The sequence below is a fragment of the Methylomarinum sp. Ch1-1 genome (genome assembly GCF_030717995.2).
GTDB classification, from domain to species: domain Bacteria; phylum Pseudomonadota; class Gammaproteobacteria; order Methylococcales; family Methylomonadaceae; genus Methylomarinum; species Methylomarinum roseum.
In genome coordinates, this window is sequence record NZ_CP157743.1 from 2762726 (window position 1) to 2777663 (window position 14938).

At 53.3% G+C, this 14938-nt stretch carries 10 protein-coding genes; 2 read left to right on the plus strand and 8 right to left on the minus strand.

Translation table 11 applies throughout. From position 1 onward, the window contains the following. Window positions 1–356 precede the first annotated feature (356 nt). Entirely contained in the window at window positions 357–2597 is a 2241-nt protein-coding gene (locus Q9L42_RS12720) for a spermidine synthase (RefSeq protein WP_349431182.1), read from the plus strand. 28 nt (window positions 2598–2625) lie between these two features. Here the strand turns inward: Q9L42_RS12720 and Q9L42_RS12725 are convergent, their stop codons facing one another. Genes Q9L42_RS12725 through Q9L42_RS12745 form a run of 5 tightly spaced genes read right to left on the minus strand, consistent with a single transcriptional unit; the run spans window position 2626 to window position 8249 of the window. Beyond that, on the minus strand, window positions 2626–3009 hold the full coding sequence (locus Q9L42_RS12725; RefSeq protein ID WP_349431183.1) for a hypothetical protein: 384 nt from the start codon (window positions 3007–3009) through the stop codon (window positions 2626–2628). Then, a complete protein-coding gene (locus Q9L42_RS12730) occupies window positions 3009–4769 on the minus strand; it encodes an Hsp70 family protein (protein WP_349431184.1) in 1761 nt (586 codons plus the stop codon). Before Q9L42_RS12730 ends, Q9L42_RS12725 begins: the two co-directional genes overlap by 1 nt. After that, a complete protein-coding gene (locus Q9L42_RS12735) occupies window positions 4766–5437 on the minus strand; it encodes a nucleotide exchange factor GrpE (RefSeq protein WP_305908015.1) in 672 nt (223 codons plus the stop codon). The genes Q9L42_RS12730 and Q9L42_RS12735 overlap by 4 nt, the downstream gene beginning before the upstream one ends. Then, the gene (locus tag Q9L42_RS12740; protein WP_305908014.1) at window positions 5434–5772 is read right to left on the minus strand and encodes a DnaJ domain-containing protein; all 339 of its coding nucleotides are present in this window, start codon (window positions 5770–5772) and stop codon (window positions 5434–5436) included. Before Q9L42_RS12740 ends, Q9L42_RS12735 begins: the two co-directional genes overlap by 4 nt. Window positions 5773–5786: 14 nt before the next feature. Next, window positions 5787–8249 (minus strand): hypothetical protein, encoded by a 2463-nt coding sequence (locus Q9L42_RS12745; protein ID WP_349431185.1) that lies wholly within the window; start codon window positions 8247–8249, stop codon window positions 5787–5789. Window positions 8250–8417: 168 nt separating this feature from the next. Between Q9L42_RS12745 and Q9L42_RS12750 the strand changes: the two genes are divergently transcribed. Next, window positions 8418–8891 (plus strand): carbohydrate-binding protein, encoded by a 474-nt coding sequence (locus Q9L42_RS12750; protein WP_305908011.1) that lies wholly within the window; start codon window positions 8418–8420, stop codon window positions 8889–8891. A gap of 47 nt (window positions 8892–8938) precedes the next feature. On the opposite strand, the gene Q9L42_RS12755 is transcribed toward Q9L42_RS12750, so the two are convergent. The 3 genes from Q9L42_RS12755 to Q9L42_RS12765 all read right to left on the minus strand — a co-directional run bounded on the left by Q9L42_RS12755 (window position 8939) and on the right by Q9L42_RS12765 (window position 14736). Beyond that, complete coding sequence (locus Q9L42_RS12755; protein WP_305908010.1) at window positions 8939–12211, minus strand: efflux RND transporter permease subunit; 3273 nt, start codon at window positions 12209–12211, stop codon at window positions 8939–8941. After that, window positions 12208–13302, minus strand: a complete 1095-nt coding sequence (locus Q9L42_RS12760) for an efflux RND transporter periplasmic adaptor subunit (RefSeq protein ID WP_305908009.1) — start codon at window positions 13300–13302, stop codon at window positions 12208–12210. Before Q9L42_RS12760 ends, Q9L42_RS12755 begins: the two co-directional genes overlap by 4 nt. Before the next feature lie 96 nt (window positions 13303–13398). After that, a complete protein-coding gene (locus Q9L42_RS12765) occupies window positions 13399–14736 on the minus strand; it encodes a TolC family protein (RefSeq protein ID WP_349431186.1) in 1338 nt (445 codons plus the stop codon). Window positions 14737–14938 lie beyond the last annotated feature (202 nt).

Below are 14938 nucleotides of genomic sequence, written 5' to 3' on the forward strand. Positions count from 1 at the left end.
TATCGTCAGTACACCTTACCGCATCGTAGGGCGGCTTCGCGAAGCAAGCCGCCAAAAACCGCCACTGGAGCAAAATTGGCCGTGCACGCGAGGCGGGGTATTTAAAGCACCCTAAACGTTTAACTTACTTTAGGCGTATTTGTCGTTAAATTCTGTTTTGCCACTCATTCATTTAATGAGGTAGCCCTGTCGCCGCGCTGATTTTGGTGAACTTTTTATCTTGACTTTGCAGGAAAATTTTTTTAACTTTTGCTTAACAGCAGATAATACTTGACTAAGGAACTTTGTTATTTTTAATTTGATTTAAGTTTAAAGCCGACTTTTTGTCAGCGTTAATTAGCATTAGGTGATGACGTATGGATATTGCTCTGCAGAGCGAAACCAAACGCGATTTCGTTCCTATTTTCTTGTTTACGTTTACATTATTCCTCAGCGCTTCTTTGATGTTCGTTCTGCAGCCGATGTTTGGCAAGGCGCTGCTGCCATTATTGGGCGGGGCCGCTTCGGTCTGGAATACCTGTATGGTTTTTTATCAGAGTATTCTATTCCTCGGCTATTTCTATGCCCACATACTCGCCAATCATTTCAGCAAAAATCGACAGATATTGATACACGGCAGTTTGTTGATGCTCAGTCTGAGCTTCCTGCCGATCGGTATCTGGGCAAACGGTTCGCCGCCCAGCGAACAAAACCCTACGCCTTGGTTATTGACCGTACTGCTCGTCTCGATCGGTTTGCCGTTTTTCATTTTGTCGACCACTTCGCCGTTGCTGCAAAAATGGTTTTCGAAGATAGGCCATAAAACCAGCGATGATCCGTATTATCTATCGATCGCCAGCAACACCGGCAGCTTGGTCGCGCTGTTGAGTTATCCGTTTTTGCTCGAACCGAGCATCGGCTTGACGGATCAGCAGCAGTTTTGGAGCACCGGCTTCTTATTGCTTTGCGCCTTCATCACCTTATGCATGATGACATTAAAACATCAAGGTCGTTCGGAGCGGCGGGAATATCAGCCAACGACGACGTTGACCACTCAACCCGATCTGTGGTTGAAGCTGCGCTGGCTGTTTTTATCCTTCGTCCCCTCCAGTCTGTTATTAGGCACGACCAACTATATCAGCATCGATATCGCTTCGGTGCCGTTACTGTGGGTCATCCCGCTGGCATTGTATTTGCTTTCCTTCATCATCGTTTTTTCAAGCTATAGCAGCGTGTTTCACAAAGGCTTCGTGTTGATCCAGCCTTGGTTGATTACGTCGTTTTTGATTTATTATTTTTCCGGTCAGAAACTCGCTGATTTTGGCCTGGAATTGGCGTTTCATCTGTTGGTGTTTTTTGTCTCCATCATGGTTTGTCATGGCGAATTCGCGCACAAGCGCCCCGCGCCGCAACACCTGACCCAGTATTATCTGATCATGTCTTTCGGCGGCATGTTGGGCGGGGCATTCAACAATTTTGTCGTGCCGTTTATTTTTGACTCGTTCTATGAGTATCCGCTGATGATTATCGTCGCGTTGATGTTGAATCCGACCAATAAATCCAAACGTTTTACCCTAGATGGGCGCTGGGCCAGCATCATCCTGTCGCTATATTTAGTGTTTTTCGGTACGGTTTTTTACCTTAACTTCGAAGAATCGATCGACGAGCTGATACTCGGCTTAGTGATCATTGCCGTCGTCGCCAATTATTTCATCTTTCACAAAAACCTGCTTTATTTGGCCTTGTACAGCGGCGTAATCGCCTCCTGCACCACGACCTCGACGGCTCGACTGGCAAGCGATCGCGTGCTTTATCAGGACAGAAATTTTTATGGTGTGTTGTCGATCAAGAAAACCCTGGCCGAGAACGTCGGCGAAGGCATTGTAAGGCATGAGATTTACAGCGGTTCCACCGAACATGGCGCACAAGTGCGTAGTGAGAATCTGCTATGCACGCCGGTCAGTTATTATGGTCGACAGGGGCCGATCGGCCAGTTATTCAGCCGATACGATGGACTCAACGCAGACTGGCGGGTCGGCATCGTCGGCCTCGGTAGCGGCGCTTTAGGCGGTTATGCGAAAAAAGGGCAATATTGGCGATTCTACGAATTGAATCCGGCGGTCGTCGATGTCGCGACCAAGCCGGAATATTTCAACTTTTTAAGCCGCTGCGTAGCTCATTACGATATACAGGTGGGCGATGCCAGGCTGGTGCTGGAACAAGAGCAGCAGCCGCCGTTCGATCTGCTGGTGATCGATGCGTTTACCTCGGATTCGATCCCCACCCATTTATTGACCCGCGAGGCGCTTGAGCTGTACTTTTCCAGGTTGAACGATAATGGCTTGCTGGCTTTTCATATCTCTAATCGCTATCTGGAACTGAAGAAGGTGTTGGCGGATCATGCCCAAAAACTGGGGCTAAGCGCATTGATACAGGAATTCAGGCCGGAACGTAAAATTCCGCTGACCAACCGTTCTGACTGGGTCGTGTTGGCTAGAAATTCCGCTGCGCTGCAACCATTGTTGGAAAGTCAGGCTGCTCGCTGGCATAGCCTCGCGGTCGCGGAGATTCGGCCATGGACTGATGACTTCACCAGTCTTGTCAGTATCTGGAAATGAAGCATGGCCGCAAGCATGTCGCCGGCAATTAACGGCATGCCAGTTGATAATCGACAAAGTCGTTCAGCAGCCTTAATTGTTCGTCGCCCGGTGCGATCTTTGCCAGCTTATAAAGGCGTTTTTTGGCCGGCAATAGCTGTTTTTGCGCGAGCAACTGCGATATTTCCCGACGTTGTCGGTCTAGCAAAAAATCGCCTAAGGCGGCGGCCAGCGGCGTTTTTTTTAGAGACTGAGCATGAGCCAGCGATTGCAGGCCGAGCTCGGCATTGTTTTCTTGGCAATGACGTATCGCCCTGAACAAGTAATCCCGGGCGCCTCGTTCGGCTGCTGCGGCGTGGCTTAAATCGCTCCGGCAGCGCGGGCATAACGACACAGAGCGCAAACGAGCGTTACAACAGGGGCAGCGTTCCATCATGACTCCAGATAATAGAGGATGTCGTTCAGTTGTTCGGCCGGCTGTTCCAAGCCTTCGAGATCACCCCGTTCGATGCAAGCGGCGATGATTTCGATTAGCTCCTCCATGTCTTCCTTGTCTTCAGCCGAGACGCGTCCGAACAGTCCTTCGGCTTTGCGAATCAATTCCCGGGCGGCAATGATTTCCGGGGCGGGTGTTGGTTCGGCCGATGCTTGATCTTTATGCGCCTCCGGGTCTGATTCGAGCTGGCCGAATAAGGAGGTAATGCGCTGTTTGGCTAAATCCATCGAGCTGCCTTCGAAGCGGGCCAGCGCGTTTTTGATCGTGATCGATTTCTCCAGGCCGGTCGCTTTCTCCCGGGCCGACACATGCAGCATGCCGTTCAAATCGAGCTCCAGAGTCAGCGTGATGATGTTACCGGCTTCGACATCGCGCAGACCTTCGACCCAGAATTCGCCGATTTTGATATTGTTCAGCGCATCGGGCTCTTCGCCCTGGTAGATCGTGATTTCGACCGCCTCCTGTCCGTCATGGCTGGTCATGAAGGCCTCGGTCTTGCGGATAGGCAAGGCGCTGTTCTTATGGATCAGCGGCACGTACATATAGGGATAATACTGACCGTTCAACGTGCCTATCGCTTGGGTGCCGTAGCTATAAGGGGTGACGTCGACCAAAACGGTCTCGACCTGTTGACCGGCGATCATCGCCGCCTGCGTTGCCGCCCCCAGCGCCACGCATAATTCGGGATCGACTTCGCCGTGCGCTTCGAAGCCGAATTCATTGAGCAGACGTTCGCGTATGCACGGTGTGCGTGTGGAGCCGCCAACCAGGATGATGTCGTCGATATCGGAGGTGATCATTTTGGCGTCTTTCAACGCGATATGCATCGCATCCATCGTCGCATCGATATAGTCTTCGATCATCTCCTCGTATTCCATACGCGAAAGTTCCACCGCCAAATTAATCGCGGAGCCGTCCTTTTCCAATAGATATTCTTCCTCGATCTTGACGTAAGGCTGGTCGGACAGCTGCAATTTGGCCTGTTCCGCCGCCCGAGTCAGGCGCGCCATTGCCTTGCTGTTGCCGCGCGCATCGACTTGATGGCTTTGTTTTAGGCGGCTCAACAGAAAGTCTACGATTTGCTGGTCGAAATCGTCGCCGCCGAGATGATTATCGCCGTGACTGGCCAAGACTTCGACCACGCCGGCTTGCACACTGACGACCGAAACATCGAAAGTACCGCCGCCCAGGTCGTAAACTAGCATCTGTTTGGCCTCGCTTTGCTTGGCGCCGTAGGCCAATGCCGCCGCAGTCGGTTCGTTGATCATGCGCACGACTTCCAGTCCGGCAATTTGTCCGGCTTCCCGCGTAGCCTGACGTTGAGCGTCCGAAAAATAAGCCGGCACCGTGATCACCGCCTTGTCGACAACGCGGCCTAGTTGCTGCTCGGCGATCGCCTTCAAGCGTTTCAGGATGAGAGCGGAAATCTCCTGAGGCGTGTAGCTTTGACCGTTCAGCGCTATTCGGGTGTCTTGCCCCATCAGGCGTTTGATCGATTTGACCGTGCGTTCGGGATAAACCAAATATTGGTTTCTGGCGGTCTCGCCAACCATCAGCGTACCGTTATCATCGATGCCGACGAAGGAAGGCAGAATTTTTTGGCCCTGGTCGGCGATGACTTGCGCGATACCGTTTTCGACGTACGCGACTTCCGAATTGGTGGTGCCTAGATCGATACCGATAATTGTTTCATTCATAATGTTTTCACTGGGGAATGGATTTTGTTCACTTTGACTTCGGCGAGCCTCAAGACCTCATCCTCGAACAGAAAACCTGGGCGTAGCTGTTCTAGGACGATACCGTTTTGCATCAGCGGATCATGGGCTATCGCCACCGCATTCATCGTTTTCGGATCCAGAGGTTTGCCGACGCAGTCGATCGCTTTTACCCGGTAGCGCAGTAATAATTGTTCAAAACGTTTCAGCGTGATCGATTGTCCCTCTCTAATGCCTTCGATAAAGCGTATGTCTTTGGGTTTGGAATGCCGGAATAACGCGTTGACCGGTTGATAATTGTCAAGAACTTCGACACTGGTCACCAAGCGTTCATAGATATCGACCAGCTCCAATAACAGCGTCCGGCGGGTGTCGTGACGCTGCCGTTCCAGCAGTTCGCTGTGGCGACCAAGTTCCGCCGATAAGGCTTTATTATCCTGCCGCAGCGTGTCTAAGGCCTGGCTCAAGCTATCCAGCGTGTTTTTAAACTGTCTGGATTCGCTTTTAACTTCGGTTTTCAATCCGGCCATTTCACCGAGCAGGGTCTGTAAGTCCGGATATTCCGCGCCACTGAAATCTTCTGTACGGCTTTGTTCCAAATAATGGCGGAATTCTTCTAATAATTCGCTGTTCTGAGCGTCGGTCGTCATGATTGATCGTTATCGGTTAAGGTGTTCAGCAAACTGGCGTCATCCAGTCCGGCATCTAACAGTTTACGCAATTTCTCAGGGTCAATGCGAATGTCGGCCGCCGTCTCCAAAGCCTGATCCAGCAGCGCATCGAAGTCGGCCTCCGGCAGACTGAACAGTTCATAGCGCAGTCTGCTGTGATGATCCTTGATAGCTTCATAGGCTTGCTTGATGCGCCGGAAATTTTCCGGGTCGCGATCCGGCGGGTAGTTTTTGACCTGATGCAAATAAGCCTGTTTGATTTGAGCATCGTCGGCATCAGCGCTGACGGCCAATATTTGATACGGTGTTTTCATCGTTAATGAAATGTTCAAAATGGAAAACGGAAAGAGCGGGAGGGTGGCTGGGCTACTTCGAAAAAGCTCAGCACCCGTTCGACACTGACGCCTAAATCCACGCCCAATTCATCTGCGGCTCTAAGCATCAATAAGGCGGTGAATAAATTGGGTTCATTCATGATCGCCGATAATAGCGTGTCGCTATCGGTGGTTGATTGATTTAAATCGCTGACGAGTCTTTCCGGCGATATTTTCTTGAACAGCGTTGCCATTTTTTTGTTGATTTGAGCCAGTACTTCGTCCGGCACCTGGGCAAACAATTGTTCGATCGAGTCCGCGGACCTATGTTGATCATAGACGTCGAGCATCGGTTCCAGTTCCGGGTAGGCTAGATGATAACGGTTAAGGTAGGGCTCGATCAGCGCCCTGGCGCGCAGGTTTTTTTCCGCTTTCGCCTTGTCGAGATTGACCGTTAGACGGTGTGCTTGCATGGCGTCGCAGCGAGTTGGGTCGCCCTGGCTATCGGCAAATATCTGATAATAGACCCAGATCGGATTTGCCGACGGCTCTGGCGCGCATTCTGAGCAGAATCGCAGTAATTCGAAATGGCCGATCGTTTCCAGGGTTTGGCAAAGACTTAACAGCAAGTCTTCGTTAGCATCCAGTTGCGTCAGCGATTTTTTCACCGGTTCCTTGATCTTTTCCAGGGCTTTGCAAAGCAATGTCCGTCTGCCAGGCAGCGCGCCGTATTGTCGCAGTTGCTGGTTCAACCTGCTCAGTTCCTTTGCCGACAGTCGATAATCCTTGGCCGTAGGCAATGCCTGTGACAGGGTCGCCATCGGCAAGCCGCATAACTGCGCCTCGACGACGACCTGAAAATGCATGTTGACAGGGTCGCTATGCAGCTTAGTCAGCGTTTCTGCCAGCAATTGTAGGCCTTGCGTTTGATCTCCGTCTGCGAAACAGAGCAGTGCGCGCAACAATTGCGTTTCTAGAGTCTTAGATTTTCCGCCCTTCAGCGCTTCGGCCTGCCGGATTTCCTGATCGGCCAGAGAATATTTATTGTTTTTCAGAAGCTTGCGGGCGTGATTTAAATGGCCATTGAGCAGAGTTTGCTGAGCGAAACGGTTCAATGGGTCGATTTGCAGTATTCTGTTCGCGTAGTGTACGGTTTTTTTATAGGCTTTGTGATGAATTGCGGCCTCGATTGCCAGCGTTAACAGCTCGATGTCTTCCGGAAACTTGGCCAGGGCCTTCGTCAGCCAGGCCTTCTGGCGATCGGCTGTTTCCTTGCTTTGGCCATAATAACGGACAATTTCCAGCAGGCAGTTCCGGTCGTTCGGGTCATATTCCAGGCTTTCCATCCGTAACTGGCTGGCCAGTTCCGGGCCTTCCTGATTTTCGGCCATGTGACGCAGTATCAGCGCGATTTTCAGATCGCTGTTGCCGTCCGGATTATGCCGTAACAGGTCGATGCAGTTTCGCCAGTGTGACTCGGCCGCTTGATGCCTATGTTCCCGTTCGTAAGTCAGCGCCTTGAGTCGATGATGTTGATAATCATCGATCGTCCCGAAATGTTTCTGATACGGTTTTAGTCCGGCCGGATAACGCGGCAACATCGCTAGACAGTAGCGTTGCGTCAGTTCGGCGCCGAACAACGATTGAAATTGCAGGGCCAGGGTGAATTTAGCCTTATCGTTCAGCTTGTCCGCTTGTTTGCACAGAGCGTCCAACAGCTTGAGCTGTTCGCTCTTGAGGCCGATGACATCGCCCAGCAGCTGGCGTCGATGCGAATCCAGATTCGCCAGCTGCCGGGCCAACACGGCGCCATGATAGCCGCAAATCTGCAATAATTTAGCGCTGTTTGCATAAGGCGAATGTGGCGGTATCCTGTTCAGCAACGACCTTGCTTCGGCTGGCGAATGCGAGGCCGTTTTGCAGGCCTTTACCAAGCTGCGCAAATCCCTGAATGCGGAACGGTAAGGAAGCTGTTGCAGCGCTTCCAGCATGCCGTCCAGATCTCGCGCCTGCAGCGCGAGTTGTACGCGATTAAGGTGGCTGGTGAAAACCGAATCCTCCGGTAATGCTTGCTGCAACCGGGGCAGCCGTGTCAAGATCAGTAAACCCAGTACCGCGGCCAGCTCAGGATAGTCCCTATCCAGTTGTTGCGCGGTCAATTGTTTGACTCTCTGTTGAAGTTTCGTCTGATTATTGCTTAAGATCAGCCACAGCAGGTAACGGTCAAAAGCCTGATAGGGGGGCGGGGAATGTCGGGCATGATTTTCCCATAAGACCAGCGCTTCCCTGATCATTTCCCGGCCGGCGAAACTTTTCGCGCGTTGCAGATAACAATGGGCCAGCTGCCGATGGCAGTCTTCGTTGTCGCCTTGTTGCAACAGTTTTTTATACAACGCGATGGCTTCCTGATAATGACCGGCATTGGCTTCGGTTCGGGCTTTTTGTTGCAAGGTATTGTCGGCGGTCATGGGCATCATTTAGGGTATGGCGAGCTCGAAGAGTACAGGGGAAACGCCGAATAAATTCGTCCCCTTTAATCAGCGCTTCTAGACAGCCATTGTAAATTATTTAGCGTTGAAGCAGAACAATAGGCAAGACCTTTTTCATCCGCATTTTCTTAGCAATCGATAAATAGGAGGCATGTCATGCGCAAGCGTATCATCACCCCGGAACAACGGGAAACAAGCATCGAGGAACCTCACTGGCTGAATCTCGAAGAGTTGGCGAAGGTGGAGCTCAGCTCAGAGGATGTGCAACATCCGATTGAAAACGCATTACTGCCCGGGGCGGCTTCAGGTTGGCTTGCCGCCGTTCCGGGCGAGCAGACGATTCGATTGATCTTCATCGAACCCCAGCGACTCAGGCGCATCAGGCTGAGTTTCGTCGAAACCGAGATCGAGCGCACTCAGGAATATGTGTTGCGCTGGTCATCGGATCATGGCGAGTCTTTTCAAGAGATTGTTAGACAACAGTGGCATTTCAGTCCCCAGGGATCGACTCATCAAATCGAGGATCATGTTGTCGAACTGGCCGAGGTTTCGGTGCTCGAGTTGAATATCAAACCGGATATCAGCGGAGGCCGAGCGCTCGCCTCGCTGGCCTTGCTGCGGCTGGCCTGAAGCAACCTCGGGTTAACGTAACCCGGTACTGGACATGCTTTTTTAGGCTATAGTTCTGGCTCGATATTCATCTGTTTGGGCTTGTTACGCATGATCAAATAATAGACCACCGGTATCACCACCAACGAAAACAGGGTCGAGGCGATGATGCCGAAGATGAAACTCCAGGCCAGCCCGGAGAAGATCGGATCGAGCACGATGATCGCCGAACCGAAGACCGCAGCCGCGGCGGTCAGGAAAATCGGGGTCAGCCGAGTTGCGCCGGCTTCGATCAAGGCATCGGGCAGCGTCGTTTCCTGGTCGCGATTGTAGGCGCGTTCGATGAAGTCGATTAAGATGATCGAGTTGCGCACGACGATGCCGGCCAATGCGATCATGCCGATCATCGCCGTCGCGGTGAAATAAACCGGGTTGGCGTAGTCGCCGACCGGCTCCGAAAACAAGTTGATGAACCAAAAGCCCGGCATGATGCCGATCACGGTCAACGGAATCGCGATCATCATGATCAACGGAATGCCCAACGAGCCGGTCTGGCCGACGAGCAACACATAAATCATCACCATCGCCGCGCCAAAGGCCAAACCGAGGTCGCGGAACACGTCGACGGTGATTTTCCATTCGCCTTCGCCGGCCAATTCGACATGAAAGCCTTCCGGCAGTGGATTGTTATCCATCCACTCATACAGATCGAGCACCGCCTCGACCGGGCTGCGGCCGGCCATTTCGGCGGTGACATAGGACAGACGCTGCAAATTTTTATGATAAATGGTGCGGCTGCCTTTTTCGTCAACCATCGTGCCGATTTCGCCTAGAGAAATCAGCTTGTCGTCATCCGTTTTAACGCGCAGCGCCAGCAGGTCGTTGGCCGATGAGCGCAGCGCTCTAGGCAGCTGCAGATGAATCAGCAGCGGCTGGCGTTCGGTGACGATATGCACGGTGCCGGCGGTTTCTCCGGCCAATGCCAGCTTCAAGGTAGCCGCGACCTGTTCGGCGGTGATCCCGTTCAGTGCGGCCTTGGGCCGATTCAATAGAAAATGAATTTGCTCATGTTCGGCCTCGACCATATCGTCGATATCGACCACGCCATCGGTCTGGTGCATCGCGGCCTTGACCCGGTCGGAGACATTGATGATGTCATCGTAGCTCGCCGCCGGCGGGCCGTAGACTTCGGCGACCACGGTCGACAGCACCGGCGGGCCGGGCGGCAATTCGACGATCTTGATATTGGCGCCATAGCGCTGTTCGATGCGGTCGATGTCGGGCCGTATGCGCAAGGCGATCTCATGCGATTGATGGACCCGGTGTTCTTTTTCCAGCAGATTGATGCGGATTTCGCCGACATGGCTGCCCTGGCGCAGATAATAATGTCTGACCATGCCATTGAAATCCATCGGCGAGGCGAGTCCTACATAGCTCTGATAGTCGGTGACTTCATTGACCGTCGATAAATAACGTCCTAGCGCCGTCGCCACGGCATCGGTCTCCTCCAACGTGCTGCCGCGCGGCATGTCGATGACCAGTTGCAATTCGTTTTTATTATCGAACGGCAGCAGTTTCAACGGCACCACGCGGGTCACGGCCAGCAGCGACGAAGCGACGAAGGCGATGAACACCGCCAACAGAAACCAGCGCGATCGCGCCGGCGTAGCGATCAGCGGCGCAAGGATAGTCTTGTAAATCCGGTAGCCTAAGGTGTTCTTTAACTCGAACGGTTTGTTGTGACCCTTGCCGTAGTCCTTCTTTAACAGCCGATAACTGGCCCAAGGGGTCACGGTGAAGGCGATAATCAGAGACAACAGCATCGCGATCGGTACGTTGAAGGCCATCGGCGCCATATACGGCCCCATCATGCCGGTAATATAGAACATCGGTATAAAAGACAAGATGACCGCAAAGGTCGCCAAAATGGTCGGCGGACGCACTTCATCAACCGCGGTCAACAGCGCCTGCAATGGCGGCTCCTTGCGCATCTTGTAATGACGATGAATGTTCTCCACATCGACGATCGGGTCGTCGACCAGCAGACCCAGCGATAAGATCAATGCAAACAGTGTCACTCGGTTGATCGTGTAACCGAAGATCAGGTCACAGAGCAAGGTCACGGCGAAGGTCATCGGCACCGCGATCGAGACGATGAGCGATTCCTTTAGCCCCAATGCCAGGGCCAGCAATACGATGATGGTTACAATCGCGATGCCGAGATGTTTGACCAGTTCATTGACTTTGTGGTCGGCGGTTTCTCCATAGTTGCGGGTCACCGTCAGCAGCACGTCATCCGGAATCAACGTGCCGCGCAGTTGTTCAGTCAGCGCCAACACCTGTTCGGCGACGCTGACCGCGTTGCTGCCCTTGCGCTTGGCGATCGCGAGGGTCACCATTTCGCGTTCTTCGCCGATTTCCGGTTGATTGCCGATCGCTGCGCCGATCGCGCGCATTTCTGCGACGGCAGGGCCGAAACCGATGCGGGTGTAATGACGTGGATCCAGCGGGCCATCGATGATGCGGGCGACATCTCTCAAATAAACCAGACGACCGTTGACGCTTTTGATCACGGTAGCGGCAACCTGTTCCGGAGTCTTGAAATGCGGTCCGGCTTCCAACAGAATCTCCTTGCCATGATTGTCGAAGGCGCCCGCCTGTCTATTGACATTGCTGTTGGCCAACGCTTGTTTGATTTCCAACAGCGTCGTACCCCGGGCGGCCATTTTGACCGGGTCGGGGTAAACGGTGATGCGGCGGGCGGCGCCGCCGACCACCCGGCTACGCCCGACATTTTCAATCGTGCGCAAACGCTCGATCAATTCGTCGGCGATACGGCGGATCGCCATCGAATCGTAGACCTCGTTCTGCGGCGACAGCGAGATCAGTACGGTCGGCACATCGTCAATCTCGACCGGCTTGACCAGCCAGTTGGTGACGCCGGGCGGAATGATATCCTGGTTGGCGAGCAATTTGTCGCGGGTTTTGATCAGGCTTTGTTCCAGTTCCTCGCCGACATAATAACGCACCGTGACGACCGCCTGTCCCGGACTGGAGGCGGAATAGACATATTCGACGCCGGGAATTGTGTATAGCAAGGCTTCCAGCGGCGTCGTCACCAGCATCTCCATTTCCTCGCTGGAGGCGCCGGGGTAATCGACATACACATCCATGACCGGCACGACGATTTGCGGGTCCTCCTCGCGTGGCGTCAATACCAGCGCGGCGGCGCCGGCCAACAGCGAGATGATCAAAAACAGCAGCGACAGTTGCGAGGTCGTGAACAGCCTGACGATGCTGACGGTGAAGCTGTCTTTTTGCATTTCCTGCTTATCGCTCATTGCACTAATCCGCTGTTAATCAGGATGGTTTCGCCTTCGCGCAGGCCGGACAACACCTCGACTTTATCGCCGCGTTGTTTGCCGGTGCGGATATGGCGAGTATAGACTTGATTGTCCTCGACGATTTTGACCGCCTCCAACTGGCCGTAATGCAACACCGCGGAAGCGGGAATGCGCAAGACGTTTTGATGTTCTTCGCAGCTTTGTTCCATCCAGGCGAACAGGCCCGGGATCAGGCCCTCGGAAGAAGGCAGGGCGGCTTTGACCAGTTGCGTGCGCGTCAACGGATCGATTTCCGGCACGATTTCATCGATGACGCCTGTAATTGTCTTATTCAAAGTGTCGATGCGGATATCGACCTCCATGCCTAGGGTAATGCGTTTCGCGCAGTTGGTTGGGATCGCGGCTTCCATACGCAAATCATCCTGTTTTTGCAGGATCACGATCGGATCGTTGGGGAGGCCCATGTCGCCGGGCTCCTTCAGGCGTTCGCTGATGATGCCATCAAACGGCGCCAGCAGGATATTCTCGTCTAAATTGACATTAACCTGCTTCAGCGCGCTGCGGGCTTGTCTGACATTGGCGCGCGCGGTATTGGCCCGAGCCACGACGGCGTCATAATTTTGTCGGGTGGCGGCGTCTTTGCTGTACAGTTCCTTGATTCTTTTTTCATCGGCGATCGCTTGTTTGGCTTGTGATTGCGCGGCGTTCAGCACGGCCACCGCTTCCTGATAGGACGCGCGCAAGGCTTGTTCATCGAGTCGGGCGATGACATCGCCTTTTTTAACGGTATCGCCGGCATTGACGGTGACTTCGAGGATGCGGGCATTCAGCTTAGGGGCGATCTTAGCGATGCTGCGCGAGCGTATCGTCCCCGGCCATGACATGACGTTGTCGGACAATTCCTTGCCTAAGGTCAGCGTTTCGGCCCCCGTCGGCAACGGCGACAGTTTGTGCGAAGTATTGCCTGGCGCCACCTTTTCACCGCCGCCGATCACGCCCAGGGCAAACAAAATCACCAGTATCAGGGCCAGTATCGACAGCGCCGGAATCAACCATTTGCTAGGGGTAGAAGTATGTTCGTCAGTCATGATGAATTATCAGTTGTTATGGTTTAAGATCATTGGCGCTGCCAGGAATTTCAGCTTTTTCCGGATTAAATCAATACCGGTACATGGCATTGCATTTCATCGCCAACGGCCTATGGCCTGATTCAACAGCGCTTCCGCGGTAAGGGCGTCAAAGCGGGCGGCGATATTGCGCGACAGCGCGCGGTCACGCGCGACTTCCGCTTCGATATAACGGGTGACCGTCACGGTGCCGGCATTGCGTTGTTCATTGACCATGCGTAAGGCTTCTTCGGCGGCCGCCACCGAGGCCATCGTGACATTCAGTCGGGCCAGCGCTTCCTGTAATTTAAGATGGGCGGTTTTGACTTCATTCTCGATTTGCAGACGGGTGCGGGTCACCGCTTTTTCGGCCTCGGAGAGCTGGTGGCTGGCGTTATTGATTTTTTCCTGGGTGCTGAATCCGGAAAAGATATCCATTTCCACCATCACCCCGGCGGTGACATTGTCCCGATTGGTGCTGAAGTCCAGATCTTTGCTGTCCGAACCGTAACTAAGATAGGCGTCGGCTTTTGGCAGGTGGGCGCCTTTTGCGGCGCTGAGCCGGCGCTGGGCGATGGCCAGCTGCTTATTGGCCGCGCGTATTTCCGGTCTCTGCCCCAATGCCTGGTTGAGCAAATCGGTAAAAGTCGCCTGCTGCTTCGGCAGTTGCCAATCAACGGTGGCATCGATGTCTAAGGTTTGTTCGGCATTCAATCCTAGCAGCATCTTCAGTCCTGTACGGGCCAGTTCGATGGCATTGGCGGCCTGAATTTCATCGTCCTGAGCTTGAGCCAGTTGCACTTCCAGCGACAGGACATCGGATTTCAGCGTCGTACCGGCATCGTAGCGGATGCGGCTTTGATCGAACTCACTGCTGACCGCGGTAATCGAGCGTTGGGTGACCTTATGCGCTTCAATCGCGGCGAGATAGGCGTAAAAGGCCGAGTGTACCGCCTGTATCAAACGATTGCGTAATGCGTCCCGGTTCAGGCTTGCCGCCTCCACGCCCAGTTCCGCGGCCTTGCTGAGTTGGTAATCCTGGCCGCCGCGAAACAATGAATAACTGGCCGTGACTTCCGGGCGATAATTGTCGATTCCGCCGGGATGATTGAAGCCACTGTCGCCTATGGAAAAATCCAGGCGTCGTTGCGAAATGACCATGCCGAATGCCCGAGATGGGTTGTCGCTATGCTCATAGGATAGTCGTGTTTTGATTTGCGGATAGAATGCGGCGAGGGCTTGACCCAGTTTTGCTTCGGCCTGGCCGATTCTTTCCTGCATGATCTGCAGATCGGGATTGTTTTGTAACGCATAATCCACCGCTTTTTGCAGGGTATAGCTTTCTGCGTGGAGAAGGCCGCTATTCAACGATAATGCAGCGCCGAGAAAAATAAGGTATTTTCGAAGTAGGTGCATAGCTCAGCCAGTTCCAGTATGTTAGAGAATGTTAATATTGTATACGATTCTATGTTAAAAGACAGTGTGAAAATGAATAAAGACCTTAGAATTCATCGCTTAATAGTCTTACTCTGTTTGACCGCCTTGTTCAATGTCCCCGTGTCGGTCGCCGATGCGCCACAACACAAACGGCGCATCAGTAGCGCCTGGGAATTGCCGC

What these genes read in the sequence shown, in the direction of transcription:
- Q9L42_RS12720 (WP_349431182.1), top strand. Translation starts at nt 357, where the DNA reads ATGGATATTGCTCTGCAGAGCGAAACCAAACGCGATTTCGTTCCTATT.
- Q9L42_RS12725 (WP_349431183.1), bottom strand. Translation starts at nt 3,009, where the DNA reads ATGGAACGCTGCCCCTGTTGTAACGCTCGTTTGCGCTCTGTGTCGTTA.
- Q9L42_RS12730 (WP_349431184.1), bottom strand. Translation starts at nt 4,769, where the DNA reads ATGAATGAAACAATTATCGGTATCGATCTAGGCACCACCAATTCGGAA.
- Q9L42_RS12735 (WP_305908015.1), bottom strand. Translation starts at nt 5,437, where the DNA reads ATGACGACCGACGCTCAGAACAGCGAATTATTAGAAGAATTCCGCCAT.
- Q9L42_RS12740 (WP_305908014.1), bottom strand. Translation starts at nt 5,772, where the DNA reads ATGAAAACACCGTATCAAATATTGGCCGTCAGCGCTGATGCCGACGAT.
- Q9L42_RS12745 (WP_349431185.1), bottom strand. Translation starts at nt 8,249, where the DNA reads ATGATGCCCATGACCGCCGACAATACCTTGCAACAAAAAGCCCGAACC.
- Q9L42_RS12750 (WP_305908011.1), top strand. Translation starts at nt 8,418, where the DNA reads ATGCGCAAGCGTATCATCACCCCGGAACAACGGGAAACAAGCATCGAG.
- Q9L42_RS12755 (WP_305908010.1), bottom strand. Translation starts at nt 12,211, where the DNA reads ATGAGCGATAAGCAGGAAATGCAAAAAGACAGCTTCACCGTCAGCATC.
- Q9L42_RS12760 (WP_305908009.1), bottom strand. Translation starts at nt 13,302, where the DNA reads ATGACTGACGAACATACTTCTACCCCTAGCAAATGGTTGATTCCGGCG.
- Q9L42_RS12765 (WP_349431186.1), bottom strand. Translation starts at nt 14,736, where the DNA reads ATGCACCTACTTCGAAAATACCTTATTTTTCTCGGCGCTGCATTATCG.